We start from the raw sequence: 26,153 nt of genomic DNA, 5'->3' as shown, positions 1-26,153 counted from the left end.
TTCACACCTTGCCCCGGCCGCAGCCCCATTTGCGGAAATACCGGCCCATGCTCACCAGCTGCATCTTGAACTTGCCCGCGTCCCGCATGGGGGCCCGGTGCCAGGCGTGGATCGCCTTGAATTGGGGCAGCAGGTAGACTTGCCCGCATTGCAGAGCTTTCTGGGTCAGGTCGGCGTCCTCCACATACATAAAGTATTCGGGGTCAAAACCGCCGATTTTTTTGAACACATCGGTGCGCATGGCGGAAAAGCTGCCGGTGCAGAACTCAATAGGGCGGGGAACGCTCAGATCCTCATCCTGCATGGTATAGTGCTTGTCCGCCTTGGCAAAGGGACTGTCCGGCATCCGGTCGGCCAGCTGGCGGGCCAGCAGCAGCCAGGGAGTGGGCTTGCGCCGGGGCAGATGCTGGATGCGCCCGTCCGGAAAATACAGCTGCGGGGTAGCCATGACCACCCCGGGGTGGTCCAGCAGCCAGGCGGCCATGCCGGTGAGCACATCCTCCTGCAGCAGCACATCCGGGTTCAGGATAAAATGCACATCGCTGTCCAGTTCCTCCATCACCGAATTATGCCCCCGGCCAAACCCCACGTTTTCCGGCAGACAGCGAACGGCCACCCGGCTATCGCCGAAATCTTCGGCGGCCAGACGCTGGCCGCAGCCGTCGGGGCTGGCGTTGTCCACCACAAACAACCGGAGATCCGGGGCAGGGGTGTGGGCAAGAACGCTGCGCACGGCGGCACACACTTCTTCATAGTCGCAGTACGCCACAATGCAGGCGCTGATTCTGGGCGCGCTCATGCATGGTCCGCCCGGCAGTCGCCCAGCGCCTCCAGATTGCCCAGGTCATAGGGGGTGTTCTGGTATACGTAGTAGTTCAGCCAGTTGGTGTACAGAAGATACCCATGGGCCCGCCAGCGGAAGATGGGGTCACGGCTGGGGTCATCGTCGGGATAGTAATTCACCGGCACATGAATCTTGCGTCCGGCGGCCACGTCCCGGCGATACTCGGCGTCCAGGGTGTACTTGTCATATTCCGGATGGCCGATCACGAAGATCTGCCGTCCCGATTCGGTGGAAAGGAGCATGGGACCGGCCACGTCGCTTTCGGCCAGGATGCGCAGATCGGGGCAGGCGTCGATGTCCTCCCGGTTCAGCCCGGCCCAGCGGCTGTGCGGGGCATAAAACACCTCGTCAAAGCCGCGCACCAGCGGATTGGAAGGCCGGGTCACGTGATGCTCGAACACGCCGAACATCTTTTCCGGCAGATGTACCTTGCGCACGCCGAAATGGTAGTACAGTCCGGCCAGCGCCCCCCAACACAGGTGCACCGTGGAAAAGACGTTTTCCTTGCTGTAGTCCATGATCTGGCACAGCTCGTCCCAGTAATCCACCTGGGTATAGTCCATGTCCTCCAGAGGCGCACCGGTGATGATCAGCCCGTCAAAGCGCTGATCCCGGATCTCGTCAAAGGTCTTGTAAAAGGCCTGCATGTGCTCCTGGGGGGTGTGGGTGGTGTTGTGGGTGGCCGTCTGCAAGAAGGTCAGCTGCACCTGCAGGGGGCTGTTGGCCAGCAGACGGGCCAGCTGGGTTTCGGTGACGATCTTGGTGGGCATCAGGTTCAGGATCAGGATGCGCAAAGGCCGGATATCCTGCCCGCGGGCGCGTTCCTTGTGCATCACAAAGACGTTCTCTTTGGACAATTCTGCGTAGGCGGGCAGATCCTGTGGAATGATAAGCGGCATGGGGCCAAACTCCCTTTACTCAGATTTTGTCCAGGGCCTGGGCAATGTCGGCGATCAGATCGGCCTTGTCCTCCAGGCCGCAGCTCATGCGCACCAGGTCGGGACGCACGCCGGCGGCGGCCAGCTGCTCGTCGTTCATCTGGCGGTGGGTGGTGCTCGCGGGGTGCAGGCAGCAGGTGCGGGCGTCGGCCACGTGGGTTTCGATGGCGGCGATCTTCAGATGGCCCATGAAGGCCGCGGCGGCGTCACGGCCGCCCTTGATGCCGAAGCTGACCACGCCGCAGGAACCGTTGGGCAGGTACTTCTGGGCGCGCTCGTAGTACTTGTTGCCGGGCAGGCCGCAGTAATCCACATAGGCCACCTTCGGATGGTTGGCCAGGAACTCGGCCACAGCCTGGCCGTTTTCGCAGTGGCGGGCAATGCGCACATGCAGGCTCTCCAGCCCCAGGTTCAGCATGTAGGCGTTGATGGGGCTCTGCACACAGCCGAAGTCACGCATGAGCTGGGCGGTGGCCTTGGTGATGAAGGCACCCTCCTTGCCGAAGCGCTCGGCATAGGTGATGCCGTGATAGCTCTCATCGGGGGTGGTCAGACCGGGGAACTTGTCGGCATGGGCCATCCAGTCGAACTTGCCGCTGTCCACCACGGCGCCGCCCACGCAGCCGCCGTGGCCGTCCATGTACTTGGTGGTGGAGTGGGTCACGATGTCGGCACCCCACTCGATGGGACGGCAGTTGATGGGGGTGGGGAAGGTGTTGTCCACAATCAGGGGCACGCCGTGGGCGTGGGCCGCCTTGGCGAAGCGCTCAATGTCCAGCACGGTCAGGGCGGGGTTGGCGATGGTCTCGCCAAAGACTGCCTTGGTGTTGGGGCGGAAGGCGGCTTCCAGCTCTTCATTGGTGCAGTCCGGGTCCACGAAGGTGGCCTCAATGCCCATCTTGGCCATGGTGACCGAGATCAGGTTGAAGGTGCCGCCGTAGATGGAGCTGGAAGCCACGATGTGGTCGCCGGCGTTGCAGATGTTGAACAGCGCAAAGAAGTTGGCGGCCTGGCCGGAGCTGGTCAGCATGGCGGCGGTGCCGCCCTCCAGCTCGGCAATCTTGGCGGCCACATGGTCGCAGGTGGGGTTCTGCAAACGGGAATAGAAGTAGCCGCTGGCCTCCAGGTCGAACAGCTTGCCCATCTCATCCGAAGTATCATACTTGAAGGTTGTGCTCTGGATGATGGGGATCTGGCGGGGTTCGCCGTTGCCCGGCGTGTAACCGCCCTGAACGCAGATGGTATTGATGGAACGTTTTTCCTTTTCCATAATATAAGGTAGCCTCCCTCTATGCCGGCGCTGTTGGCGCTGTGCAAATTCTTTGCTTTTTATTGTACCGTGTTGTGCCCGGTTTTGCAAGGTTTGTACCCCCTTATGCCGGGGTGATGTTCACAAATAATTTTCAATTTACCCCGTTGACATTACGACAGGATGTGCTACAATATTAGCAGTCGATAGGCGAGAGTGCTAATCCAACCCCGAAACCCAGCTGCCCGGCTCATTCCAAAGGGGAAAGTAGAGGGAAAAACAAACCGTAGCCCGGTCGGACTGGTTCGGACAGCACTCAAAGCTGTCGTTTGCTAATATAGATACACGCAAGCTGTGAAGGAGGTTTGCCGTATGAACATTAACCAATGTACCCAAAAGACCGTTCAGGCCATCCAGGCCGCGCAGCGTCTGGCGGTGGAATATCAGAACCAGGCCATCGAGCAGGAACATCTGCTGGTTGCGCTGTGCCAGCAGGACGACGGCCTGATCCCTCAGCTGCTGACCAAGATGGGGGTGGAGCCGGGCAATTTCCTGGCTGCCGCCACCGAGAAGGTCGCCGCCCTGCCCCATGTGACCGGCAGCGGCCGTGACCCCGAAAAGGTATATATCTCCAATGACCTGGACCGTGCCTTCAACGCGGCCGAGGATCAGGCCAAGCAGATGAAGGATGAATATATCAGCGTGGAGCATATCTTCTTGGGTATCCTCCAGCGCCCGGGGCGTGCCGCGTCGGACCTGTTCCGGCAGTTCGGCATCACCCAGGAAAAGTTTATGACCCAGCTGTCCACCGTGCGCGGCAACCAGCGGGTCACCAGTGATGACCCCGAATCCACCTACAACGCCCTGCAGAAATACGGCCAGGACCTGGTGGATATGGCCCGCAAGAACAAGCTGGACCCGGTCATCGGCCGTGATACCGAAATCCGCAACGTCATCCGGATTCTGTCCCGTAAGCGCAAGAATAACCCTGTGCTGATCGGTGAAGCCGGCGTGGGCAAGACCGCTATCGCCGAAGGTCTGGCCCAGCGTATCGTGCGGGGGGATGTGCCCGAAAACCTGAAGGACCGCACCATCTTCAGCCTGGACATGGGCGCTCTGGTGGCCGGTGCCAAGTACCGCGGCGAGTTTGAGGAACGTCTGAAGAGCGTTCTGAACGAAGTCAAGAAATCCGAAGGCAAGATCATCCTGTTCATCGATGAGCTGCACACCATCGTGGGTGCCGGCAAGACCGACGGCGCCATGGATGCGGGCAACCTGCTCAAGCCCATGCTGGCCCGGGGCGAGCTGCACTGCATCGGCGCCACAACGCTGGATGAATACCGGGAATATATCGAGAAGGACCCCGCCCTGGAACGTCGTTTCCAGCCTGTCATGGTGGAAGAACCCACGGTGGAGGACACCATCTCCATCCTGCGTGGCCTGAAGGAACGGTACGAAGTGTACCACGGCGTCAAGATTCAGGACGCCGCCCTCATCGCCGCCGCCACCCTGTCCGACCGGTATATCAGCGACCGTTTCCTGCCCGATAAGGCCATCGACCTGGTGGATGAAGCCTGCGCCATGGTCAAGACCGAGCTGGATTCCATGCCGGCGGAGCTGGATGATCTGCAGCACCATATTACCCAGCTGCAGATCGAGGAGGCCAGCCTGAAGAAGGAGACCGACGACCTGTCCCGCCAGCGGCTGGAAAACCTGGAAAAGGAGCTGGCCGAACTGCGTGACAGCTTCAATTCCAAGAAAGCCCAGTGGGAGAACGAGAAGAACGCCATCAACAAGGTGCAGAGCCTGCGTGCCGAGGTGGAGTCGGTGAAAGCCGACATCGAGAAGGCCACCCGCCAGGGCGACTACGCCAAGGCCGGCGAACTGCAGTATGGCAAGCTGCCGCAGCTGCAGCGTGACCTGGAAAGCGAAGAAAAGATTGCCGCCGAGAAGAAGGAACAGAGCCTGCTGCGGGACCGTGTCACCGATGAGGAGATTGCCCGTATTGTGGCCCGCTGGACCGGTATCCCGGTGGAAAAACTGGTGGAAGGCGAGCGGGAGAAGCTGCTTCGCCTGCCCGAAGTGCTCCATCAGCGGGTCATTGGCCAGGACGAAGCGGTGCAGAAGGTGTCGGACGCTATCCTGCGTTCCCGTGCCGGCATCGCCAACCCGGGCCGTCCCATCGGCAGCTTCCTCTTCCTGGGTCCCACGGGCGTCGGCAAGACCGAGCTGGCCAAGGCGCTGGCCCAGGCCTTGTTTGACGATGAGAAAAACCTCATCCGTATCGACATGACCGAATATATGGAGAAGTTCAGCGTATCCCGCCTGATCGGCGCTCCTCCGGGATACGTGGGCTATGAGGAAGGCGGTCAGCTGACCGAGGCCGTCCGCCGTCATCCCTACAGCGTGGTGCTGTTCGATGAGGTGGAAAAGGCCCACCCGGATGTGTTCAACATCCTGCTGCAGGTGCTGGATGACGGCCGTATCACCGACAGCCAGGGCCGCACCGTGGACTTCAAGAACACCATCCTGATTCTGACCTCCAACCTGGGCTCCGATATCATTCTGGAAGACCTGGAACAGGGCCGTGCCCAGGGCCGCAACGAAATTTCCGCCGAAGCCCGGGAGAAGATCGACGCCCTGCTCAAGCGGCAGTTCCGCCCCGAATTCCTCAACCGGCTGGACGATACGGTCATCTACAAGAGCCTGACCAAGCAGGAAATCGGCGGCATCGTGGACCTGATGTTGAACGACCTGCGCAAGCGTCTGGCCGACAAACAGCTGAACCTGAAGGTCACCGATGCGGCCAAGGATGCCATCATCGACGGCGGCTACGACCCGATTTACGGTGCCCGTCCGCTGAAACGGTATATCCAGTCCCATGTGGAGACCATGCTGGCCAAGCAGATCATCGGCGGTGCCAATCAGGCCGGCGATACCATCACCGTGGATGCCGAGAACGGCAACCTGGTGCTGCGCTGATCCCAGCCTGACGGGTCAGGCCCGATACAAATATCAGACCCCCGACTTGCCGTACACGGCAGGCCGGGGGCCTTTTTGCTTTATTGGATTTTCTGTAAGTCCACGCGCAGGCATCCGCGCCACAGCAGCAGGGTGAGGGTAACCAGCAAGCAGGAGAGAACCGCGTACACGATGGTTTCCGGAAAAAACAGCAGACATAGCCCGGGGATACCGGCGGCGGCAAACCCGGCCAGCATGGCCAGCAGAGAGGAAGTACTTTGTTTGACCACCTGGGTTTCGGTCTGCCAGTGCAGCCGGGGAAAGGCCAGATTGATGCGCAAAGCTGCCACCGCGCCGAACAGGCAGTACAGCCCCGGTACCAGAAACAGCCACAGAGCTGCCGTACCCCGGGGCCATACCGCCAGCAATCCCCCCACAGCGGCCACGGCCCAGCAGGGCAGGGCAACGGTCAGGTTCAGCAGAATTTTGGCCAGCAACAGATTCCGGTTGCTCACCGGCAAGGTGCGCACCAGCGGCCACTGGGAACCTTCCAGAGAAACGGAACAGGCGGTCACCGGCATGAGCACCGCCAGCAGGCCCAGAATCACCGGAAGATACCGCCCGGCCGCTTCGGGGGTCAGTTCCAGGCTTTCCATGACCCGGCTGCCGCCGAACAGAAGCAGCAGGGGGAAGGCGGCCATCAACAGATACCCCACCACCGTGTTGGCCAGCCAGCTGGCACAGGCGGTGTACCGCCGGGCTTCCCGCAGATACAACGCTGTCAGGGGAGAATGCACGCCTGCCTCCCGGGCGGCACGGCGCCGCCCGGCGGGGGAATGCAGGGCGGCACATAAGGACGTATAGTTTGCCGTCACCACACCTGCCGCCAAAACGGCAGGCAGCAGGGAAACCAGGCTCAGCCATCCCAGTGCCGCCAGACTGCCGGGGCCGCCGGACAACATCCGCCCGAACCAGTGCGCGGGAGGATAGCCGGATGCAGCGGCAGTCAGAGCGGGTCTGAGCATGGCCATCAGGTCGGCACCGTCGGTGTCGGCGGGCAGGGTGGTCAGGCTCATGGACCAGGCCAGCACCGCCATGGTAAAGGCCACCAGCAGCAACCCGGAAATCAGATTTTTGTGCCGCATTCCCCGCACCAGAAAGGCAGTCATGGCACCCAGCAGACAGGCCAGCGCCATAGGAAGCAGTGGCGCCAGAAGCAGACCCCACAGCGCCGTGGCCCAGTATCCGGTGCCAACGTCGGTGTGGGCCATGGAATAGATCACCAGCCCCGGGCCAAGCAGCAGCGCACACAGCGCCAGATCACACAGATACAGTTCCAGCAACCGGCTCAGGGGCAGGGCGGCTGAGGGCATCGGCAGGGGAGCGGTCCCGTCCCGGAAGTCGGCACTGAACAGAAAGGTCCCAGCCCGTAGAGTCTCAAAAACCAGCAGGGCCACCGCGGCACCGGTGTACAGGCAGCCGGGCAGAAGATCCGCCAACCCATAAGCGGCCATGCCCATGGCCATCATGACCAGGTAAAAGACTGCCATGGCCAGCAAAAACAACCACAAAAAGGCCAGGCCCAACCAGCGCCGGCGTGTTTTGGGGTCCCGGCTGTGGACAAACTCGTTCCACCCGCCCAGACGGTGCAGGTCAAGTTTCAGCAGCCGGGTTATGGCCCGCAGGGTCTGCTTCGCCATGATGCACCACCTCCATAAAGGTCTCCTCCAGGGTTTTGCCGCCGGTCAGTGCGGCAGTCTCACCGGCAGCCACCAGCCGGCCCTGCCGGATGATGGCCACCTTGCGGCACAACCGTTCGGCCACGTCCAGTACATGGGTGGAAAAGAAAACCGCGCCGCCCCGGCGGCATAACTCTCCCATGATCCCTTTTAAGGCCACCACCGCTTCCGGGTCCAGCCCCACAAAGGGCTCGTCCAGAATCAGCAGCCGCGGGGCATGGATCAACGCGCCCAGAATGGCCAGTTTCTGCTTCATCCCGTGGGAGTAGGAGGAAGTCAGGTCACCCAGAGCGTCGTTGAGCCCGAAGGTTTGGGCCAACTCTTCGGTGCGCCGGGTGCGGTCCGCGCGGGAAACCTCAAACACATCCGCCATAAAATCCAGATATTGCTGCCCGGTCAGATAAGGGTACAGCAGGGGATCGTCGGGGATGTAGGCAAACATCCGTTTGCAGGCCAGCGGGTCTTCCCGGATGGAGATGCCCCCGATGCGGATATCTCCCGCCTCAAAGGGCAAAAGCCCCACCGCCGCCATGATGGTGGTGGTTTTGCCTGCGCCGTTGTGGCCGATGAATCCGTAGATGTCCCCGGACTCCACATGCAGGCTCAGGTCCCGTACGGCGGTCTTGCCGCCGGGATAGGTCTTGGTCAGATGTTCGATGGTCAGCATGGCAGGTTCCTCACTTCATCAGTCCCTTGAATACCAGAAAGGAATACAGATAGATCCACACACAGCCCAGCAGGGTGGTACCCATCAGCACAAAGAGTGTGCCGGAAAATCCCAGAGCCCCCGCAAACACCCCGGAAATCAGGCAGGCAGTCCCGATGACGATAAAGATGAACCCGCCCATGCGCTGGGTGCGGTTCCAGTTGTGTTCATCCGCCAGGGCCCAGGGTGTACGGCACCCAAAGGTATAGTTCTGCTTGATGCGGGGCATGTAATTGCCCAGCAAGATGAACAAAATGCCCAGTCCGCCGCCCACCAGCAGCCCGGAAGCGCCGCTGCCGTCCTTGACGACACCGAAAACGGCCAGCTCGCTCAGCCAGCCGACGGCGCAGCCAAACAGGACCATGGCCAGGACAACCCCGTTCCAGATGGGACGGAACTTGGCAAAATTCTCTCCCTTGGGGTCGATGCGCGGCAGCGCCATGGCCAGCAGGAGCAGCCCCACCGGCAGCAACCCCAGGGCCAGGGAACTCCATTTTGGCCCGAACCCATCGGCCACACCGGCCCAGTTCCAGTGAATAGGCACCTGATCCGGCATCATGGGCAGGCACAGGGCGTGGCCCAGCAGGTTCACCAGGCACACGCCTCCCAGTATCCAATATAGTTTATTGCTCTTCATGTTCGGACTCTCCCTTCATGAATCCAAAGTCGTAAAACCACTTTACCACTTCCTGAAACACCGTCAGGTTCAGGCAGTATACAATGTTTTGCCCGTGCCGCTCGTCGGTGACCAGCCCGGCGGCCTTCAGGATGTTCAGATGATGGCTGACCGATGGCTTGGCCATGTCGAAATGGGCCGCAATCTCTCCGGCGGTCATCTCTCCCTGAGAAAGCAGTTCCAGAATCTTGCGTCTGGTGGGGTCGGCCAACGCCTTGAAGGCATCTCCCATCCTAGGCACCTCCTTTTTTGCAATAAGATATTTAGAAAAACATCTAATAGTCGCCTTTGGGCACAGTATAGCACCCTGCATGCAGGCTGTCAATAGGGCCTGCGCACAAAAGAAAAAGCCCCCGGCGCGGGTGCGTCGGAGGCGTTGTTGCGGGGTAAGATCAGGCGTTGACTTCCTCCACCAGGTGTTCCATCACCAGGTCGTTGAGGATGCTCATCTTCAGATAGTTTTCGCCGTAGTAGTTCACATAGCTGGAAGTATCGGCGCTGCCGAAGTACTGCTGGAACTGGTCTTCCAGGGTTTCGGTGGTACAGGTGATGCCGTACTTTTCGGCCAGAGCCTGCAGAATCAGGGTCTGCTGAATGGCGCCGTCGATGTAGGTGCGGGAGCTTTCCAGGTAGGCGGCGGCACTGTCGTAGCCGTTGGCCTGCATGAATTCATCCAGGCTGACGCCGTACATCTGGGCATACAGGTAGGGGCTTTCCAGATAGTAATCCTCGAAATACTTGGTCAGCTCGGCGGGAACTTCGCCCTGCACGCTCAGGGTGTCGCTCAGCTGGCTGTACAGTTCGTTGGTCTGCTGGCTGAACAGCAGCATGTCGGAAATGTAGGCGTTCAGCGAAGCCACATCGCTCAGACCCAGGCTTTCGTTCAGGTTCTCCTTCACGAAGTCGTCGGTCAGCTCGGGAGTCACCGTCTCGGAAATGTAGTTCAGAGTGGTGGAGAACACGGCATCCTTGCCGGCCAGATCGGTGGCCGGGTAATCCTCGGGGAAGGTGACGTTGACATCGAAGGTTTCGCCGGGCATGTGGCCCACGATCTGCTCTTCAAAGCCGTCGATGAAGGTGCCGCTGCCCAGGGTCAGGTCATATCCTTCGGAGGAGCCGCCGTCAAATTCTTCTCCGTCCACGGAACCCACAAAGTCGATGTTCACCGAGTCACCGTCGGCGGCAGCGCGGTCGGTCACCTGGTTGGTCTCGGTGTAGTTCACCAGAATGTTGTTGTTGATGTAGTCGCTGATGTCCGCGTCGGAGACGGTGTTGGCCTTATCCGACAGGGTCAGACCCAGGTCGTCCGGCAGGGTGATGTAATCCGAAGCGGTCACGCCGGACACATATCCGTTCTCATCAAAGATGGAGCTGTAATCAAAGTCGGCCAGATAGGCGTAAGGATCGGCGGCGGTTTCCTCGGTGGAAGCGGTCTCCGGGGAAGCAGTCTCGGCAGAGCTGGCGGCTTCGGCTTCCTGTTTGCCGCAGCCGGCCAGGCCCAGGGTCAGCGCGGCGGCGGTCAGAACAGCCACCGGGCGGGTCATGTTGGTCAGTTTCATGGGATTTCTCCTGTCTTTTGTAAAGTGATGCTTTTCCATTATACATCATTTTCGCAAAATGTACAGTACAACATTCCAATTTTCCTCCGGACATGGTATACTGAACAGGAATCTTACCGGCCGTGCCGGAACTTTATGGGGGAAGACCATGCAGAAACATGAAATTGACCGTATCAACGAACTGGCCCACAAGGCTAAAACCGTCGGCCTGACCGAGGCGGAAATCGCCGAGCGGGCGGAGCTGCGCCGGAGGTATGTGGCGGACGTGCGGGCGGCCTTGCAGGACCAGCTGAATCATACCGTGGTGCAGGAACCCGACGGGACCCGCCATCCGCTTCTGAAGCAGAAGGAATCCCACCGTGTCCGCAGTTAAAACGAAGCCCGGAATCCGGCGGCGGATCGGCGCGGTGCTGCCGTGGGTCTGGCTGGCGGGAGCCTGGCTGTTCGGTGTCCTGTTCATGCGCCTGTACGGGCGTTCCCTGCTGGACAGCGACATGGCCTCCGAGATGGTACTGGCCGCCCAGCTCAACCGGGAAGGCTCGCTTCTTTCCGCCAACTGGTACTACTCCACCGAGCTGCGCGTTTTCTGCGAACAGCTGCTTTTCAAACTGGGGCTGGCGGTTTTCCCGCAGGACTGGCACGCCGCCCGTACCCTGGCCCAGGGCCTTCTGTCGGCCCTGGTGGCGGTGTCGGCGCTGTACTTTGCCTATGGCGCCCGCCTGCGCAAAAGTGCGCCCTGGATCGCGGGGGCGCTGCTGTGTCCCTTCGGGTTCTGGCAGCTGTTCCATGGGGTGTTCGGCGGCTTCTATTATGTACATATGGTGTTCGTCATGCTCAGCATGGGGCTGGTGCTCCGCCTGGCCGGCCGGAAAGCCTCGGTCCGCCGCACGGTTCTGCGGGCGGCTGTTCTGGCGGCGCTGGCCTTTGCCGCGGGACTCAACGGCGTGCGCATCCTGATGAACCTGTACGCGCCCTTGCTGGCGGCATCTCTGGTTCTGCTGGCCGTGCGGTGGAACCGCAATCGCCCGACCCAGCCTCTGGCACTTCCGCAGCTTCGCCTGACCCTGGCGGCTCTGGGCACGGTTCTGTGCTCGGCGGTGGGATACGCCGTCAATGCCAAGGTGCTGGCGGCGGAGTATACTTTTTCCGATCAGGGGCAGCGCGGCTGGACAGCGCTGGATCTGAGCAAACTTCTCACCGCCTGGGGCGACTTCCTGGCGCTGTTCGGGTATCCGGGGGACCGCGGCGTCCTGGATTACAGCGACCCTGTGCCTCTGTTCAGCGTGGCGGGACTGCTGGGGGCGGTCAGTCTCCTGATTGCGGGGGCGATGGTGGTGTCGGCAGTACACCTTGTGCTGCGCCGCCGGGAACTCTGCTTTGAGCACCGGGCTCTTCTGGCGGTGTTTCTCTCCTGCCTTCTCGTCGACGGCATGGTGTTTGCCTTCCTCAACGATATGATCGGCATCAACGGCAGCTACTGGCTGCCCGTGGTACCGCTGGCCTTCGGGGTGCTGGCGGCGGAAGGACAGACCCTCCCGCTGCGGGAAGGCATTTCCCGGGCCTGGCTGGCGGCTGCCTTTGCGGCGGCGCTGGTCTGCGTCAGCGTTTCCACCACCCTGCATTTTGTGCAGGACCCGCCCCGGGGCGATGCCCACCTGGAATCCGTCAGCGACTGGCTGGTGGAAAACGGCTACACCCGGGGGTATGCCACCTTCTGGTATGCCAACGTGCTCACCGAGCTGTCCGACGGCGCCCTGGATGTGTGGACCGTGGACGACATGACCCGGATGAACCTGCACGAATGGCTGCAGAGCATGGATCACCGGCAGGCACCTGAAGGGAAGGTCTTTCTTCTCATCGACCCCACCGTGGCCCGGGAAAACCTGGCCTACACAAAGGCGCCCCAGGTGGTGTATGAGGACGATTACGGATACATGATTCTGGAAGCCCCGGACGCAGTTTCTCAGGTGGAGGCGTCCCAGGCGGCGGAACAGGCCCGCATTGCCCAACGGAATGACGAAGACAATCCATAATGAAGTGAATTCGCGCCCCGCAAGTTTTGTAGGAACCTGCGGGGCGTGCCTTGTATTTTGGGTCAATCTCTGGTATAATCATATCCGGCGGCGTATCCCGGTTTGAACAAATCGGCCCCCTAGGGGACCGGGCGGAAAAGGCTGTACATTGAACCAAAAAAGAGAGGTTGCAAAACATGCTTACTGCAATTACCGGCATCAACTGGGGCGATGAGGGGAAAGGCCGTATGGTCGACCTTCTCAGCCAGGATTACGACATCGTCGCACGGTACCAGGGCGGTGACAACGCCGGCCATACCGTCAAGAACGAGCGCGGCAAGTTCGTGCTGAACCTGATTCCCTCCGGCATTCTGCGTCCCAACGTGGTCTGCGTCATGGGCGGCGGCATGGTCATCGACCCTGTCCACCTGGAAAAGGAAATTGCCGCACTGCGGGAACAGGGTATCGAGATCAGTCCCGCCAACCTGAAGATTTCCGACCGTGCCACCATCACCATGCCCTTCCATGTGGACCAGGACGGTCTGGAAGAGGCCCGTCTGTCCAAGACCGGCGCCCAGTTCGGTTCCACCAAGCGCGGCATCGCCTACACCTACGGCGACAAGTTCATGAAGAAGACCCTGCGCATGGGCGATCTGGTGCATATGGATGCGGGTGTGCGCAAGCGCCTGGAAACCATCGTGGATTCCAAGAACCTGACCATGGTCAGCATCTATGACCAGAAGCCGGTGAGCGTGGAGGATATGTGGGCCTGGTGCGAACATTACTCCGCTGCTTTCAAGGACTATATCTGCGACGTGGGCGAATATCTGGCCCAGGCCGACGACGCCGGCAAGAAGATCATGTTCGAGGCTCAGCTGGGTGCTCTGCGTGACATCGACTACGGCATCTATCCTTACACTTCCAGTTCCAACACCATCAGCGCCTACGCGCCCATCGGCGCCGGCATTCCGGGCCGCAAGCTGAACCTGTCCGTGGGCATCATGAAGGCCTATTCTTCCTGCGTGGGCGAAGGACCCTTCACCGCCGAGCTGGCCATGACCGAGGACGAGAAGAATGTCCTGCGTGAGCATGGTCACGAGTACGGCGCTGCTACCGGCCGTCCCCGCCGCGTGGGTCCCTTCGACGTGGTTGCCAGCCGCTACGGCGTGCAGTGCCAGGGCTGTGACGAACTGGCCCTGACCCTGCTGGACGTACTGGACTACATGGATACCATCCCCGTGGTGGAATCCTACCGTCTGTCCGACGGCACCGTCACCGGCCGTTTCCCCAGCGGCAAGACCCTGGACGACGCCCAGCCGGTCATCAAGGAGATGAAGGGTTGGCACTGCGACATCACCGGCGTGCGCAAGTACGAAGATCTGCCCGCCGAGGCCCGTGCCTATGTGGAATACCTGGAACAGGCCGTGGGCTGCCGCATCAAGTACATCTCCGTCGGCCCCGAGCGTGACGCCTGCATCGTGCGTGACTGATTGAGATAAACCCGCCCTGTCTTCCGGCAGACAGAGCATAAACCGAAGACACTTTACACAGCGGACCCGCCTTGTGCGGCTCCGCTGCTTTTTCAGCCGGAATGATTTTGTGGTTTCATTCAAAAAAAGAAAGGGGAGACCGGGTTGTGACCCGTTGGCTCATCCGTCTGTTCGTCAAAAACAGTGACGATACTTCCAACCCATCCGTGCGTTCCGCGTACGGCAATCTGGCCTGTGTGGCCGGTATTTTCTGCAACCTGCTATTGTTTGCGGGCAAGTTTACCGTGGGCACCCTGTTCGGCAGCGTGGCCATTGCCGCCGATGGCGTGAACAACCTGTCCGATGCCGGCTCCAGCGTGGTCAGTCTGGTGGGCTTTCGCCTGGGGGCCCGCCCGGCGGACGACAAACATCCTTTCGGCCATGCCCGGTACGAATACCTGGCCGGTCTGGCCGTGTCGGTGATGATTCTGGTCATCGGCATTGAGCTGCTCAAAGAGAGTGTGACCAAACTGATTCACCCCAATGCGGTGGAGTTCGGTCTGCTCACCGGTGTGGTTCTGGTGGCATCCATCCTGCTCAAGGTGTGGATCTCCCTCTTCAACCGCAAGATCGGTACCCTCATCGGGTCCGAAACCCTCATTGCCACCGCCGCCGATGCCCGCAATGATGTGGTTTCCACCTCGGCAGTCCTGGTGGCCAGCCTGGCAGCGTCCATCACTGGCATTGATCGGCTGGACGGTCTGGCGGGCCTGGCTGTGGCCGCGTTTATCTTGTACAGCGGGTTTGGCCTGGTGCAGGATACCCTGGACCCCATCCTGGGTGCAGCGCCCGACCCGGCGCTGATCCGCCACATCGAAGAGAAGGTCATGTCCTATCCCGGGGTACTGGGCATCCATGATCTGATGCTGCACGACTACGGCCCCGGCAACCGCCTGGTCAGTTTTCATGTGGAAATGTCCGCTGCTGCCGATGTGCTGGCCAGCCATGATATCATCGACAATATCGAGCGGGACCTGGCCAAGGACGATGGCCTGACCGCCACCATCCACTATGATCCTGTGGTGGTGGATGATCCCCACGCCAAGGAACTGCGGGAATTTGTCCGCAACAAGGCGGCCGAGCTGGAACCCTCCGCCGCCATTCATGACCTGCGCATCGTGCCCGGCAACAGCCACACCAATGTGGTGTTTGACTGTGCCGTGCCGCCGGAATATCTTTCCGCCCGCGACCATCGCGGCACCAAACTGACCGCTGCTTTGCGGGATGCTGTCCGGGAACGCTGGCCCGACCATTTTTGTGTCATTCGCCTGGAATCCAACTACGGTGCCGCCCAGCTGGAACCCAACCGCCAACATTGATCTGCGCCCCGCAACTTCGGCGGGGAAGATGCCATCACAGAAAGGAAGTCGACCCATGGATTACAATGCCGCCGCTCTTGCCATGCACAAGGCCCATCGTGGCAAACTGACCGTCAACAGTCTGGTGGAAGTGCGGGACAAGGATGCCCTGTCCACCGCCTACACCCCCGGTGTAGCCGAGCCCTGCCGCAAAATCAAGGAAAACCCCGACGACGTTTACACCTACACCCTCAAGGGCCGCACGGTGGCTGTGGTCACCAACGGTACCGCTGTGCTGGGCCTGGGCAATATCGGACCTGAAGCCGGCCTGCCGGTCATGGAAGGCAAGTGCGTGCTGTTCAAGGAATTCGGCGGGGTGGATGCTTTCCCCATCTGCCTGAACGCCACCACCAAGGAAGAGGTTGTGGCGGCGGTCAAGGCCATTGCGCCCACCTTCGGCGGCATCAACCTGGAGGACATCCGCAGCCCCGAATGCTTTGAGATTGAGGCGGAACTGGAGCGGGACCTGGATATTCCCGTTTTCCATGATGACCAGCACGGCACCGCCATCATTGTGCTGGCCGGTGTGCTCAACGCCCTCAAGGTGGTGGGCAAGCGTCTGGAAGACATCCGAATTGTGCAGAACGGCCCCGGCGCTGCCGGCACTGCCATCATCAAGATGCTGCAGACTGCCGGTGCCAGGGACATCATCGCCGTGGATGAGCACGGCATCCTGGTGCCCGGTCGTCCCGCCGGTTTTGTGGGCCATAAAGCGGCTCTGGCCGAATCCACCAACCCCCGCCGGGTCACCGGCGGTCTGGCGGAAGCCATCCGCGGGGCCGACCTGTTCATCGGCACGTCCATCGCCGGGGCACTGACGCCCGAAATGGCTGCCACCATGGCTCCGGACGCCATCGTCTTTGCCATGGCCAACCCCACTCCGGAAATCATGCCCGACGCTGCCAAGGCCGCCGGTGTGCGTGTGGTGGGTACCGGCCGCAGCGACTTCCCCAACCAGGTCAACAATGTGCTGGCCTTCCCCGGCATCTTCAAGGGGGCCCTGTCCGTGCGTGCCCGGGACATCAATGCGCCCATGAAGCTGGCCGCCGCCCGGGCCATCGCCTCCCTGATCCCCGACGAGGAACTCAACGAAGAAAACATTCTGCCCAAGGCCTTTGACCCCCGTGTGGCACAGGCCGTGGCCGACGCTGTGGCGCAAGCCGCGCGGGAAAGCGGTGTGGCCCGGACATGAGCATCCGCGAAATTCAGGCCGCCGCCATCACCGAGGCGGTGGAACAGCTGTGCATTCAGGCCAACCGCTTTCTGCCGGAGGATATCCGTACGGCGGAAGAGCAGGCCATCCAGGCCGAGCCCTGGCCTCTGGCCCGCACCACCCTGGAACTGCTGCGCTCCAATCTGGACGCCGCCGCCGAAAAGGAACTGCCCATCTGCCAGGACACCGGCATGGCCTGCGTGTTTGTGGAACTGGGACAGGACGCCCACATCACCGGCGGAACCCTGCGGGAAGCGGTGGACGAAGGGGTGCGCCGGGGCTACACCAAGGGCTACCTGCGCAAGAGCATCACCGGCGACCCGCTGAAGCGGCAGAACACCGAGGACAACGCCCCGGCGTTCCTGACCGTGGAGCTGGTTCCCGGGGACGGCTGCCGCATCACGGTGGCCCCCAAGGGGGCCGGCAGTGAGAACATGAGCCGCCTGGCCATGCTCAAACCCGCCGACGGGGTGCAGGGTGTGAAAGATTTTGTGCTGGAGACCGTCCGCCTGGCCGGTTCCAATCCCTGCCCGCCCATCATTCTTGGCGTGGGTGTGGGCGGCAGCTTCGACAAGTGTGCTCTGCTGGCCAAGCACGCCTTGCTGCGCCCGCTGGACTGTCCCAACCCGGATCCCTACTATGCGTCCCTGGAAAAAGAGCTGTGCGAGGCCATCAACGCCATGGGCATCGGGCCGCAGGGATTCGGCGGCGCCACCACCTGCCTGGGGGTGGCCATCGAACAGGCACCCACCCATGTAGCCTGCCTGCCGGTGGCAGTCAACATCGGCTGCCATGTCACCCGCCGCGCCACCGCCGAACTGTAAATACGCCATCAGGAAGTGAGAAAGAGTTATGCCCGCAAAACGTCAATCCGATATTGATATCTCCCTGGAAGGTGTGGGCCGCCGCGAAACCCGCACTTCCGGCATTGATATTCCGCTTTCCTCCTCCCGGCCCGGGGTGGGAATCGCGGACCCCAAGCTGGAAGACATGGTCAACCGCCATCATGAGGAGATCAAGGAACTGCACCGCCGTGCACGGCAGGGGAGGTGACCGCCATGCAGTATGAACTCCACACACCGCTGACCCGCGAAGCCCTGTCTGTTCTGCAGGCGGGAGATACAGTGCTGCTTTCCGGTACCGTGTACACCGCCCGGGATGCGGCCCACGGCCGTATGATGGAACTGCTGGATGCCGGCAAACCGCTGCCTTTCGACATCCGCGGCGCTGCTATCTACTATGTGGGACCGACCCCCGAACGTCCCGGTCAGGTGATCGGGGCGGCGGGCCCCACCACTGCCGGACGCATGGATAAGTTCACCCCGCGCCTTCTGGATCTGGGCCTTGCCTGTATGATCGGCAAAGGTAAACGGGATGCCGCCGTCAAGGCCGCAGTGGTCAAGAATGGGGCGGTGTACCTGGCCGCGCTGGGGGGCGCCGGTGCCCTGATGGCCGCCAGCATCCGCAGCTGTGAAGTCATTGCCTGGCCCGATCTGGGCTGCGAGGCCGTGCGCCGCCTGACCGTGCAGGACATGCCGCTGACCGTCCTGCTGGACGCCCACGGCGGCGATCTGTACGAGAGCGGCCCGGCCGCCTATCTGCAAAGTCTGTCCGCCGATTGACAAATTGGCCGCCGCTTGGTACACTGGTGTGTGTTGAGCGGATATGGCGGAACTGGCAGACGCGCTGGTTTTAGGGTCCAGTGTCCATGACGTGCAGGTTCGATTCCTGTTATCCGCACCAAAAACGCCCCGGCTGATGTCAGCCGGGGCGTTTTGTGTTGTTCATGTTATGGTTCCGGCAGCAGGGCCGCACGGTGGCGGAAGTAGTACACAGCCCCCACCAGGTCGGCCAGCGCCCAGCCGATGGGCACCGAAATCCAGATGCCCCACACCCCCACCCGGGGTGCCAGAGCATAGGCCAGGGCCACGCGGGTGCCCAGGGAAAAGACGGTCAGTACCACCGACATGGCCGGGCGGCGCACGGCGCGGTAGAACCCGTACAGCAAGAACAGAATGCCGATACCGCAGTAGCAGGCCCCCTCAATCCACAGATATCGGACGCCCACCGCGGTGATCTCTTCCACGGCCGGGTCGGAGGGATCCACAAAAATGCCCATGAGCGGGGCGGCAAACAGACAGACAACGGCGCTCACGATCACGCAGAAGACCGCCGCGCTCACCACCGCACTGCGGGTGCCTTTGCGGATGCGTTCCCGGCTGTGGGCGCCGTAATTCTGGGCGATGAAGGTGGAAAAGGCGTTGCCGAAATCCTGCACCGGCATATAGGCAAAGGAATCAATCTTGACCGCAGCGGCAAAGGCGGCCATGACCACCTCGCCGAAACTGTTGACCAGTCCCTGTACCATCAGGATACCGAAGTTCATGATGCTTTGCTGCACGCAGGTCAGCAGGGAAAAGGAGACAATCTCGCTCAGCACGCTGCGGTTCCAGCAGCAATCCTCCTTGCCCGGCACCAGGGAGGGCAGACACAGCAGGGTATAAACCCCAATGCCGATGCCGGATACATACTGGGCGATGACCGTTGCAATGGCGGCCCCGGCCACACCCCAACCGCATACCAGCACGAAGGTCAGGTCCAGCAGGATATTCAGCACCGCCGAAATCCCCAAAAAGATCAAGGGCACCATGGAGTTGCCCACCGCCCGCAGCAGGGCGGCAAAATAATTGTACAGGAACACAGCCGGAATTCCCCAGAAGATGCACCATAGATAGGTGCGCATCAGCGGGATGATGGCCCGGGGAACCTGCAGCAGGACCAGAATGGGGTCCAGAAAGACGAACACTGCCACATTCAGCACCACCGCCACGGCGGCTATGAAAAGGAAGGAATGAAAGATTCCGCTTTTCAGTGCGGCCCGGTCGTCTTCGCCCCAGCGGATGGAAAAAAGCGCGCCGCTGCCCATGCACAGACCCAGCAGGATGGAGGTGAGAAAGGTCATCAGAGTATAGGAGGAACCAACGGCTGCCAGGGTGTCGGCCCCCAGAAACCGCCCCACGATGATGGTGTCGGCCACGTTGTACAGCTGTTGCAGCAGATTCCCGGCCATCATGGGCAGGGCAAACAGAATCAGACTTTTTGTGATCGGCCCTTTGGTCAGGGCGGTATCATGGGTGGTTGCCATACAAGGCCTCCTTGGCGGTGTACAATTGCAGCCCGGTGCCGGCAGAATAGGGCAAAAGAAAAGCCCCGGCATCAAGCCGGGGCTTCGGGCGGGAATGAACCCGCTGCATTGGTGCGGAAGATGGGACTTGAACCCACACGTCATGGACACACGCACCTCAAACGTGCCTGTCTGCCGATTCCAGCACTTCCGCATAACACCGGACGAACCACCGGCGCTGCAATGGCTATTTTAGCATACCCGCAGTCAAAATGCAAGACCTTTTTTGCATAGGTGTCTTTGCATGGCACAGCCGCAAAAAATCAACCTCTTGCAGCAAAGAAGCGGTAAAGAATCGGCCTGGTAAACTAAGACACAGCAAAGAAACAGTTGAATTTTGTCGTAGCCTCTCGTATAATAGCCAAAGATAAAATGGAAAAATACGCAAAACAGCATGTGTTTGCGCAGGTACTATGTGCAGAGGTGCAGTATGAAAATCGTGATCGTCGGCCTTGGCAAAGTGGGCCGTGCTCTGACCGAGCAGTTGACGGCAGAAGGGCACGACATTGTGGGAATCGATATCAACCCCGACCGCGTGGAAAGCATTGTGAATATTTTTGACGTGCGCGGCGTGCCGGGCAACGGCGGGTGCTACGATATCCAGAGCCAGGCCTTCGAAACGGGAGCCGACCTGCTGGTGGCCACCACATCCAGTGATGAAATCAACATTCTGGCATGCCTGGTTGCCAAAAAGATCGGTACACGGCACACCATTGCCCGTATCCGCAACCCGGAATACGAAAAACAGCTGCGGTTCATGCGTCAGGAACTGGGCCTTTCCATGTTCGTCAACCCGGAAAAGGCCACCGCCCGCGAAATCTCCCGGGTGCTGCGCTTTCCCAACGCCATCAAGCTGGAACAGTTCTGCCGCGGCCGGTTTGAACTGATCGAATATCGCCTGAACCATGGCAACCCTCTGTGCGGGCTGCAGCTGTCGGATCTGTACAGCAACATGCACGTCAAACTGTTGGTGTGCGCGGTGGTGCGGGGACGGGATATCAGCATTCCGGACGGCAATTTCGTGCTGGAAGAAGGGGACAAGGTCTACCTGACCGCTACCCCCCAGGAGCTGGAGCACTTCTTCCGGCGTCTGGGGCTGTTCAAGGGCCGTGCCTCCAATGTGATGGTGATCGGTGCCAGCCGCATGGCCTATTACCTGCTCAAAGAGCTGCGGGACATGCACATGCACATTACGGTGATCGACAACAATCCTGCCCGCTGCCGGGATATCAGCGAGCGTCTGCCGGGCATTCTGGTCATCAACGGCGATGCCGCCGACAGTGAACTGCTGAAAGAGGAGGGCCTGGCCGAGATGGATGCCTTTGTGGCCCTGACCGGCATGGACGAGACCAACATCATCCTTTCCATGTATGCGGCGCAGCTCAACTCCTGCAAGGTGGTGGCCAAGATCAACCGCAGTTCCTTCGCGGATCTGGCCACGGCCAACGGCATGGTGGACAGCGTGGTTTCCACCGGAGATGTGACCGCTGAGACCATTTTGCAGTATGTGCGCGGCATGCAGAACTCTTTCGGCTCCAACATCCGCACCCTGCACCGGGCATTCGGCGGCCGGGTGGAGATGCTGGAATTCAATGTGGGGCCGGACGTTCCCTTTGTGGGGGTTCCCCTGCGGGACCTGACCCTGAAAAAGGACATGCTGATTGCGGGCATTGTGCGCGCCAACGGGCAGACCATCATTGCGTCCGGTTCCGATTGCCTGCGCCAGGGGGATGACGTGGTGGTTGTAACCACCGGCACGCCCATTAACGACCTGCGAGAGATTGTACGGTAAGGGGCGCGCCAGATGAATTATCGAATGATTGCTTTTGTTCTGGGCCGCATTTTCATGGCAGAAGCGGCCTTGCTGGTGCTGCCGTTGGTTTGCGCCCTGCTGTACGGCGAGAATACACTGTTTGCTTTCCTGGTTCCCATTCTGCTGCTGGTGGTGCTGGGCTGCGTGCTTGGTCTGCGCAAACCAAAGGATACTGTAATTTATGCCCGGGACGGCCTGGTGGTGGTAGCATTGGCCTGGGTGCTGATGAGTGCCTTCGGCGCGCTGCCGTTCCTGCTTTCCGGGGATATCCCCGACTACACCGATGCCTTCTTTGAGATGGTGTCCGGTTTCACCACCACGGGGTCCAGCATCCTGACTGATGTGGAGGCCATGAGCCGCGGGTGCCTGTTCTGGCGCAGCCTGTCCCACTGGGTGGGCGGCATGGGCGTCCTGGTTTTTGTCATGGCCGTGGTGCCTATGACCGACGGCCGTGCCATGCACCTGATGCGGGCCGAAGTGCCCGGACCTACCGTGGGCAAGCTGTCCAGCAAACTGCAGGACACCGCCAAAATCCTTTACCGCATCTATCTGGTGATGACAGCGGCGGAAGTGGTGCTGCTCCTGGCCGGGGGCATGCCGCTGTACGACGCCCTCATCCATTCCTTCGGCACGGCCGGTACCGGCGGTTTCAGCTGCAAGGCTCTCAGCGTGGGTGCCTACAACAGCGCTTATATCGAGATGGTCATCGCGGTGTTCATGCTGCTGTTCGGCATCAACTTCAACCTGTATTATTACATTCTGCTGCGGCATTTCCGCCAGGCCTTCCTTTCCGAGGAACTGCTGACCTACCTGGGGGTGGTGGCGGCGTCCACCCTCGCCATTGCCGTCAACCTGAGCCAGATGTGCAGCAACTTTGCCCAGGCGCTGCGTCTGTCCTTCTTCCAGGTGTCTTCCATTGTCACCACCACCGGGTACGCCACCACCGATTTCAATGCCTGGCCCTCTTTCAGCCGTACCATCCTGGTCATGCTCATGTTCCTGGGGGCTTGCGCCGGGTCCACGGCCGGCGGCCTGAAGGTCTCCCGCGTGATCATCCTGGTCAAGTCCAGCGTGCGGGAGGTCCAGCACATGCTGCATCCCCATGCGGTCACCACCATCCGGTTTGAAGGCCGTCCCCTGGACGACAAGACTGTCCGCGGTGCCAGCGTGTATCTCAGTGTGTATCTGTCTTTGTTTGTCCTCTCCATTCTGCTTGTCTCGCTGGATGGATTTGATTTGATCACCAGTTTCACCGCCGTGGCCACCTGTATCAACAACGTTGGCCCCGGCCTGGAAATTGTGGGCCCCATGGGCTCCTTTGCGGATTTCTCCCCTTGGTGCAAATGGCTGTTCAGCTTCGATATGCTGGCCGGCCGTCTGGAACTATTCCCCATGCTGGCGCTGTTCGCGCCGTCCACCTGGCGCCGCCGCCGTCGCGGTGGCCGCGTGGCCCTGCGCTTCTGACGTTTGTTGGCAGCACGCCCCGGAACCATCGGTTCCGGGGCGTTTTTGTATGCCGGAAGCCGCCGGCGCATACAGATGGAACGACACCATACAAAGGGGGAAGGTTCCATGCGCGTATCCGGCAAAGCCGTTTTGTGCAGCCTGGTAGCCCTGCTTCTTCTCTGCGGGCTGGTGGGAATCCTGGCCGGACAAAGGTTCCGTAACCGGCAGGAGGAAACCGCAATCCCGGATGACCGGGTTGCGGTGGAGGCTGCCGCCGTGCTGGAAGGAAAATATGCCTGCCTGACCTTTGATGACGGCCCCTCCGAAAACACCGCCGCCATTCTGGAGATTCTGGCACGGTATCAGGCGCCGGCCACCTTTTTTGTCACGGCCCAGCCCATCAATGAGCCCTACTTGGATCAGTTGCCCCTGATTGCGGCCGGCGGCCACCAGATCGGGCTGCACAGTGCCAGCCACCGGTATGCGGAAATCTACCGCAGTACCACCGACTTCTGGCTGGACATCAAACAGCTGCGGCAGACCCTGTCCGCCTATGTGGATGTGGAGCAGATTCATTGGCTGCGTTTTCCCGGCGGCAGTACCAACACAGTCAGCCACCGTTACGGTGGCAGTGATATCATGAAAGACCTTGTGGCCCAGGCGGAAGAGAAAGGGTATCATTGGATTGACTGGAACGTCTGCGGAGAAGACGCCACTTCCGCACACCCAGATGCCGCCGCCATCCTGCGCAACGTGAAAGAGGGGGCCGAAGGCCGGGATGTCTGCGTTGTGCTGCTTCACGATACCGCGGCCACCAGACAGACGGTGCAGGCGCTGCCGGAAATACTGGACTGGTTTGCAGACCAGGAATATGAATTTTGTACGGTGGAACAGATGTATGCCCTGACAAAAGAAAATTGATGGGCAAAAGGAATTGCAAAGACACTGTACACCATGTATAATAAGAACAAAACCAAGGCGCGCTGCGTCGAGATTCTAGGAAGTTTGCACATGAAAAATACCCAAAGCCGCCGCATCGCGCTCTGCGGCGTGCTGGCTGCCCTGACGGTGGTCATTCTGCTGGTGGGCACGGCACTGGGCATCGGTACCTATGCCGCGCCCATGCTGGCCTCCTTTTTGCTGATCCCGCCGCTGGTGGAATATGGTCCCCGTGCTGCCCTGACCCAGTATGCGGCCGCGGCGGTGCTGGGACTTCTGCTTGTGCCGGACCCGGAACTGTCCTTTTTCTATGCGCTGGTGCTGGGCCCTTATCCTGTGTGGAAGACGGTGCTGGACCACTTGCACCCTGCAGCACTGCGCTGGGCGGCCAAACTGGCGGTATTCAATCTGTCGGCAGGCATTATGTATGCGCTGCTCTTGCTGGTGTTTCTGCCCGGTCTGGCCGAAACCATGCCCGCCACCCTGGCCTTGTGGGTGCCGCTGGTTCTGTTGTGTAATCTGGCATTTGTTCTGTGTGACCGTGCCGTGACCGCGCTGACCCTGGTTTATCGCCTTCGTCTGCGCCGATACTGGAAAAAACGCTTTTGAGCTTGGTGACTAAGCTCAGGAAAGGAAGATCGACCATGTGGTATCAAAATGCTGTCATCTACCAGATCTACCCGCTGGGACTGTGCGGGGCGCCCTTGCAGAATGACGGGGTGCCCGAACACCGTATTCTGCGGGTGCTGGACTGGGTGGACCATATCCGGGAACTGGGCGCCACCTGCGTGCTGTTCAACCCCCTGTTTGAGAGCGACGCCCACGGCTACGACACCCGGGATTACCGGAAGGTGGATGTGCGCCTGGGCACCAACGAGGATCTGCGCCGCGTCTGCAAAGCGCTGCACGATGCCGGGCTCAAGGTGATGTTTGACGGCGTGTTCAATCATGTGGGCCGTGGGTTCTGGGCTTTCCGGGACGTACAGGAAAAGCGCTGGGACAGCCCGTACAAGAATTGGTTCAACATTCACTTTGACGGCAACACCAACTACAACGATGGTTTCTGGTACGAAAGCTGGGAAGGCTGCAACGAGCTGGTCAAGCTGAATCTGCACAACCCGGCGGTGCGGGAACATCTGTTTGACGCCATCTCTTCCTGGGTGCGGGATTATGACATTGACGGTCTGCGCCTGGACGTGGCCTACTGCCTGGACCTGGATTTTCTGGGGGCGCTGCGGCAGTACACTTCCTCCCTCAAGGAGGACTTTGTGCTGGTGGGCGAGACCCTGCACGGGGACTACAACCGCTGGATGAACGACCATGCCTGCCATTCGGTGACCAACTACGAATGCTACAAGGGACTGTATTCCAGCTTCAACACCGGCAATATGCATGAGATCTCCTACAGCCTGAACCGGCAGTTCGGCTCCGAGCCCTGGTGCCTGTACACCGGCCGGCAGCTGCTGAGCTTTGCGGACAACCACGATGTCACCCGCGTGGCCAGCATTCTGGCCGACAAGAAGGAGCTGGAGCCGCTGTACGGTCTGCTGTTCGGCATGCCGGGCACCCCTGCTATCTACTACGGCAGTGAATGGGGCATCACCGGGGAGAAGAAGGACGGTGACCCCGCCCTGCGCCCGGCCATCGAAAAGCCGGAACACAACGAACTGACCGACTGGATCACCGCATTGGCCGGGGCCCGTGCCGCCAGCCCGGCGCTGTGCCACGGCAGTTACCGCAACATTCTGGTGCAGCCCAAACAGCTGATTTTTGAGCGCCGCAGTGGGGAAGACCGGGTTCTGGTGGCCATCAACGCCGACAGCCAGCCCTACCACGCCGATTTCAACGCCGAGGCGGGCTGTGCGGTGGATCTGATCACCGGCAAGCCTCACGATTTCGGCGGCGGCAGTGATCTGCCCGCCTACTCCTGCGCTTTCTGGAAAACCGAATAATACGGAATATCCAAATTTATAATCTGTTGCCTGAA

23 protein-coding genes and 2 tRNA genes are annotated in these 26,153 nt (G+C 60.7%); 15 read left to right on the top strand and 10 right to left on the bottom strand.

Translation table 11 applies throughout. The features are described 5' to 3' along the window. Window position 1 precedes the first annotated feature (1 nt). Genes H6B15_RS00700 through H6B15_RS00690 form a run of 3 tightly spaced genes read right to left on the bottom strand, consistent with a single transcriptional unit; the run spans window position 2 to window position 3,052 of the window. Entirely contained in the window at window positions 2-799 is a 798-nt protein-coding gene (locus tag H6B15_RS00700; protein ID WP_204645046.1) for a glycosyltransferase, read from the bottom strand. Then, window positions 796-1,743, bottom strand: a complete 948-nt coding sequence (gene metA, locus H6B15_RS00695; protein WP_204645044.1) for a homoserine O-acetyltransferase MetA — start codon at window positions 1,741-1,743, stop codon at window positions 796-798. Before metA ends, H6B15_RS00700 begins: the two co-directional genes overlap by 4 nt. Before the next feature lie 19 nt (window positions 1,744-1,762). Then, complete coding sequence (locus tag H6B15_RS00690) at window positions 1,763-3,052, bottom strand: O-acetylhomoserine aminocarboxypropyltransferase/cysteine synthase family protein (RefSeq protein ID WP_204645042.1); 1,290 nt, start codon at window positions 3,050-3,052, stop codon at window positions 1,763-1,765. Window positions 3,053-3,403: 351 nt separating this feature from the next. Here H6B15_RS00690 and clpB point away from each other — a divergent pair, with 351 nt between their 5' ends. Further along, window positions 3,404-6,013 carry an ATP-dependent chaperone ClpB gene (gene clpB, locus H6B15_RS00685; RefSeq protein WP_204645040.1) on the top strand — a complete coding sequence of 870 codons (2,610 nt, stop codon included), beginning with the start codon at window positions 3,404-3,406 and terminating at the stop codon, window positions 6,011-6,013. Window positions 6,014-6,093: 80 nt separating this feature from the next. Here clpB and H6B15_RS00680 read toward each other — a convergent pair whose 3' ends face one another. The 5 genes from H6B15_RS00680 to H6B15_RS00660 all read right to left on the bottom strand — a co-directional run bounded on the left by H6B15_RS00680 (window position 6,094) and on the right by H6B15_RS00660 (window position 10,672). Beyond that, complete coding sequence (locus H6B15_RS00680; protein ID WP_204645038.1) at window positions 6,094-7,692, bottom strand: hypothetical protein; 1,599 nt, start codon at window positions 7,690-7,692, stop codon at window positions 6,094-6,096. Further along, window positions 7,646-8,398 (bottom strand): ABC transporter ATP-binding protein, encoded by a 753-nt coding sequence (locus H6B15_RS00675; protein ID WP_204645036.1) that lies wholly within the window; start codon window positions 8,396-8,398, stop codon window positions 7,646-7,648. The genes H6B15_RS00680 and H6B15_RS00675 overlap by 47 nt, the downstream gene beginning before the upstream one ends. Window positions 8,399-8,408: 10 nt before the next feature. Beyond that, window positions 8,409-9,074 (bottom strand): SdpI family protein, encoded by a 666-nt coding sequence (locus H6B15_RS00670; RefSeq protein WP_204645034.1) that lies wholly within the window; start codon window positions 9,072-9,074, stop codon window positions 8,409-8,411. Beyond that, entirely contained in the window at window positions 9,061-9,345 is a 285-nt protein-coding gene (locus H6B15_RS00665) for an autorepressor SdpR family transcription factor (protein ID WP_204645026.1), read from the bottom strand. The genes H6B15_RS00670 and H6B15_RS00665 overlap by 14 nt, the downstream gene beginning before the upstream one ends. A gap of 160 nt (window positions 9,346-9,505) precedes the next feature. After that, on the bottom strand, window positions 9,506-10,672 hold the full coding sequence (locus H6B15_RS00660; RefSeq protein ID WP_204645024.1) for a trigger factor: 1,167 nt from the start codon (window positions 10,670-10,672) through the stop codon (window positions 9,506-9,508). Window positions 10,673-10,820: 148 nt separating this feature from the next. Here H6B15_RS00660 and H6B15_RS00655 point away from each other — a divergent pair, with 148 nt between their 5' ends. The 9 genes from H6B15_RS00655 to H6B15_RS00615 all read left to right on the top strand — a co-directional run bounded on the left by H6B15_RS00655 (window position 10,821) and on the right by H6B15_RS00615 (window position 18,527). After that, window positions 10,821-11,045, top strand: a complete 225-nt coding sequence (locus H6B15_RS00655; RefSeq protein WP_204645022.1) for a DUF896 domain-containing protein — start codon at window positions 10,821-10,823, stop codon at window positions 11,043-11,045. Then, entirely contained in the window at window positions 11,032-12,705 is a 1,674-nt protein-coding gene (locus H6B15_RS00650) for a hypothetical protein (protein WP_204645020.1), read from the top strand. The genes H6B15_RS00655 and H6B15_RS00650 overlap by 14 nt, the downstream gene beginning before the upstream one ends. Window positions 12,706-12,881: 176 nt before the next feature. Next, on the top strand, window positions 12,882-14,174 hold the full coding sequence (locus tag H6B15_RS00645) for an adenylosuccinate synthase (protein WP_204645019.1): 1,293 nt from the start codon (window positions 12,882-12,884) through the stop codon (window positions 14,172-14,174). A 146-nt stretch (window positions 14,175-14,320) separates the two neighbouring features. Continuing rightward, window positions 14,321-15,532 carry a cation diffusion facilitator family transporter gene (locus H6B15_RS00640; protein WP_204645018.1) on the top strand — a complete coding sequence of 404 codons (1,212 nt, stop codon included), beginning with the start codon at window positions 14,321-14,323 and terminating at the stop codon, window positions 15,530-15,532. Between the two features lie 55 nt (window positions 15,533-15,587). Beyond that, a complete protein-coding gene (locus H6B15_RS00635) occupies window positions 15,588-16,763 on the top strand; it encodes an NAD(P)-dependent malic enzyme (RefSeq protein WP_204645017.1) in 1,176 nt (391 codons plus the stop codon). 2 nt (window positions 16,764-16,765) lie between these two features. After that, window positions 16,766-17,608, top strand: coding sequence for a fumarate hydratase (locus H6B15_RS00630; protein ID WP_204645181.1), 843 nt, complete (start codon window positions 16,766-16,768; stop codon window positions 17,606-17,608). Window positions 17,609-17,636: 28 nt separating this feature from the next. Continuing rightward, entirely contained in the window at window positions 17,637-17,837 is a 201-nt protein-coding gene (locus H6B15_RS00625) for a hypothetical protein (protein ID WP_204645016.1), read from the top strand. A 5-nt stretch (window positions 17,838-17,842) separates the two neighbouring features. Continuing rightward, a complete protein-coding gene (locus H6B15_RS00620) occupies window positions 17,843-18,406 on the top strand; it encodes a Fe-S-containing hydro-lyase (protein WP_204645015.1) in 564 nt (187 codons plus the stop codon). 37 nt (window positions 18,407-18,443) lie between these two features. Next, window positions 18,444-18,527: transfer RNA gene (locus H6B15_RS00615), tRNA-Leu, on the top strand. A gap of 46 nt (window positions 18,528-18,573) precedes the next feature. Here H6B15_RS00615 and H6B15_RS00610 read toward each other — a convergent pair. Beyond that, a complete protein-coding gene (locus tag H6B15_RS00610; protein ID WP_204645013.1) occupies window positions 18,574-19,929 on the bottom strand; it encodes an MATE family efflux transporter in 1,356 nt (451 codons plus the stop codon). A gap of 109 nt (window positions 19,930-20,038) precedes the next feature. Further along, window positions 20,039-20,122, bottom strand: a tRNA-Leu gene (locus H6B15_RS00605). Window positions 20,123-20,398: 276 nt separating this feature from the next. Here H6B15_RS00605 and trkA point away from each other — a divergent pair. The 5 genes from trkA to H6B15_RS00580 all read left to right on the top strand — a co-directional run bounded on the left by trkA (window position 20,399) and on the right by H6B15_RS00580 (window position 26,118). Next, window positions 20,399-21,760, top strand: coding sequence for a Trk system potassium transporter TrkA (trkA, locus tag H6B15_RS00600; protein ID WP_204645006.1), 1,362 nt, complete (start codon window positions 20,399-20,401; stop codon window positions 21,758-21,760). A 12-nt stretch (window positions 21,761-21,772) separates the two neighbouring features. Further along, a complete protein-coding gene (locus H6B15_RS00595) occupies window positions 21,773-23,245 on the top strand; it encodes a TrkH family potassium uptake protein (protein WP_204645004.1) in 1,473 nt (490 codons plus the stop codon). 108 nt (window positions 23,246-23,353) lie between these two features. Continuing rightward, window positions 23,354-24,148 (top strand): polysaccharide deacetylase family protein, encoded by a 795-nt coding sequence (locus tag H6B15_RS00590; RefSeq protein ID WP_243424207.1) that lies wholly within the window; start codon window positions 23,354-23,356, stop codon window positions 24,146-24,148. Window positions 24,149-24,238: 90 nt separating this feature from the next. Continuing rightward, a complete protein-coding gene (locus H6B15_RS00585; RefSeq protein ID WP_204645002.1) occupies window positions 24,239-24,775 on the top strand; it encodes a hypothetical protein in 537 nt (178 codons plus the stop codon). Between the two features lie 35 nt (window positions 24,776-24,810). Then, on the top strand, window positions 24,811-26,118 hold the full coding sequence (locus H6B15_RS00580; RefSeq protein ID WP_204645001.1) for an alpha-amylase family glycosyl hydrolase: 1,308 nt from the start codon (window positions 24,811-24,813) through the stop codon (window positions 26,116-26,118). The last annotated feature ends 35 nt before the right edge of the window (window positions 26,119-26,153 follow it).

The organism is Gemmiger formicilis, from assembly GCF_016900095.1.
GTDB classification, from domain to species: domain Bacteria; phylum Bacillota; class Clostridia; order Oscillospirales; family Ruminococcaceae; genus Gemmiger; species Gemmiger formicilis_A.
The sequence above is the reverse complement of the archived record's forward strand: the minus strand, read 5'-3'. Positions and strand labels throughout refer to the sequence as shown.

Bases quoted from the DNA above. Each gene is read 5' to 3' on its own strand.
- H6B15_RS00655 (WP_204645022.1), top strand. From the start codon at position 10,821: ATGCAGAAACATGAAATTGACCGTATCAACGAACTGGCCCACAAGGCT.
- H6B15_RS00700 (WP_204645046.1), bottom strand. From the start codon at position 799: ATGAGCGCGCCCAGAATCAGCGCCTGCATTGTGGCGTACTGCGACTAT.
- H6B15_RS00595 (WP_204645004.1), top strand. From the start codon at position 21,773: ATGAATTATCGAATGATTGCTTTTGTTCTGGGCCGCATTTTCATGGCA.
- H6B15_RS00590 (WP_243424207.1), top strand. From the start codon at position 23,354: ATGCGCGTATCCGGCAAAGCCGTTTTGTGCAGCCTGGTAGCCCTGCTT.
- H6B15_RS00675 (WP_204645036.1), bottom strand. From the start codon at position 8,398: ATGCTGACCATCGAACATCTGACCAAGACCTATCCCGGCGGCAAGACC.
- H6B15_RS00635 (WP_204645017.1), top strand. From the start codon at position 15,588: ATGGATTACAATGCCGCCGCTCTTGCCATGCACAAGGCCCATCGTGGC.
- H6B15_RS00690 (WP_204645042.1), bottom strand. From the start codon at position 3,052: ATGGAAAAGGAAAAACGTTCCATCAATACCATCTGCGTTCAGGGCGGT.
- H6B15_RS00660 (WP_204645024.1), bottom strand. From the start codon at position 10,672: ATGAAACTGACCAACATGACCCGCCCGGTGGCTGTTCTGACCGCCGCC.
- H6B15_RS00610 (WP_204645013.1), bottom strand. From the start codon at position 19,929: ATGGCAACCACCCATGATACCGCCCTGACCAAAGGGCCGATCACAAAA.
- H6B15_RS00665 (WP_204645026.1), bottom strand. From the start codon at position 9,345: ATGGGAGATGCCTTCAAGGCGTTGGCCGACCCCACCAGACGCAAGATT.
- H6B15_RS00580 (WP_204645001.1), top strand. From the start codon at position 24,811: ATGTGGTATCAAAATGCTGTCATCTACCAGATCTACCCGCTGGGACTG.
- H6B15_RS00620 (WP_204645015.1), top strand. From the start codon at position 17,843: ATGCAGTATGAACTCCACACACCGCTGACCCGCGAAGCCCTGTCTGTT.
- metA (WP_204645044.1), bottom strand. From the start codon at position 1,743: ATGCCGCTTATCATTCCACAGGATCTGCCCGCCTACGCAGAATTGTCC.
- H6B15_RS00625 (WP_204645016.1), top strand. From the start codon at position 17,637: ATGCCCGCAAAACGTCAATCCGATATTGATATCTCCCTGGAAGGTGTG.
- H6B15_RS00680 (WP_204645038.1), bottom strand. From the start codon at position 7,692: ATGGCGAAGCAGACCCTGCGGGCCATAACCCGGCTGCTGAAACTTGAC.
- H6B15_RS00585 (WP_204645002.1), top strand. From the start codon at position 24,239: ATGAAAAATACCCAAAGCCGCCGCATCGCGCTCTGCGGCGTGCTGGCT.
- clpB (WP_204645040.1), top strand. From the start codon at position 3,404: ATGAACATTAACCAATGTACCCAAAAGACCGTTCAGGCCATCCAGGCC.
- H6B15_RS00645 (WP_204645019.1), top strand. From the start codon at position 12,882: ATGCTTACTGCAATTACCGGCATCAACTGGGGCGATGAGGGGAAAGGC.
- H6B15_RS00670 (WP_204645034.1), bottom strand. From the start codon at position 9,074: ATGAAGAGCAATAAACTATATTGGATACTGGGAGGCGTGTGCCTGGTG.
- trkA (WP_204645006.1), top strand. From the start codon at position 20,399: ATGAAAATCGTGATCGTCGGCCTTGGCAAAGTGGGCCGTGCTCTGACC.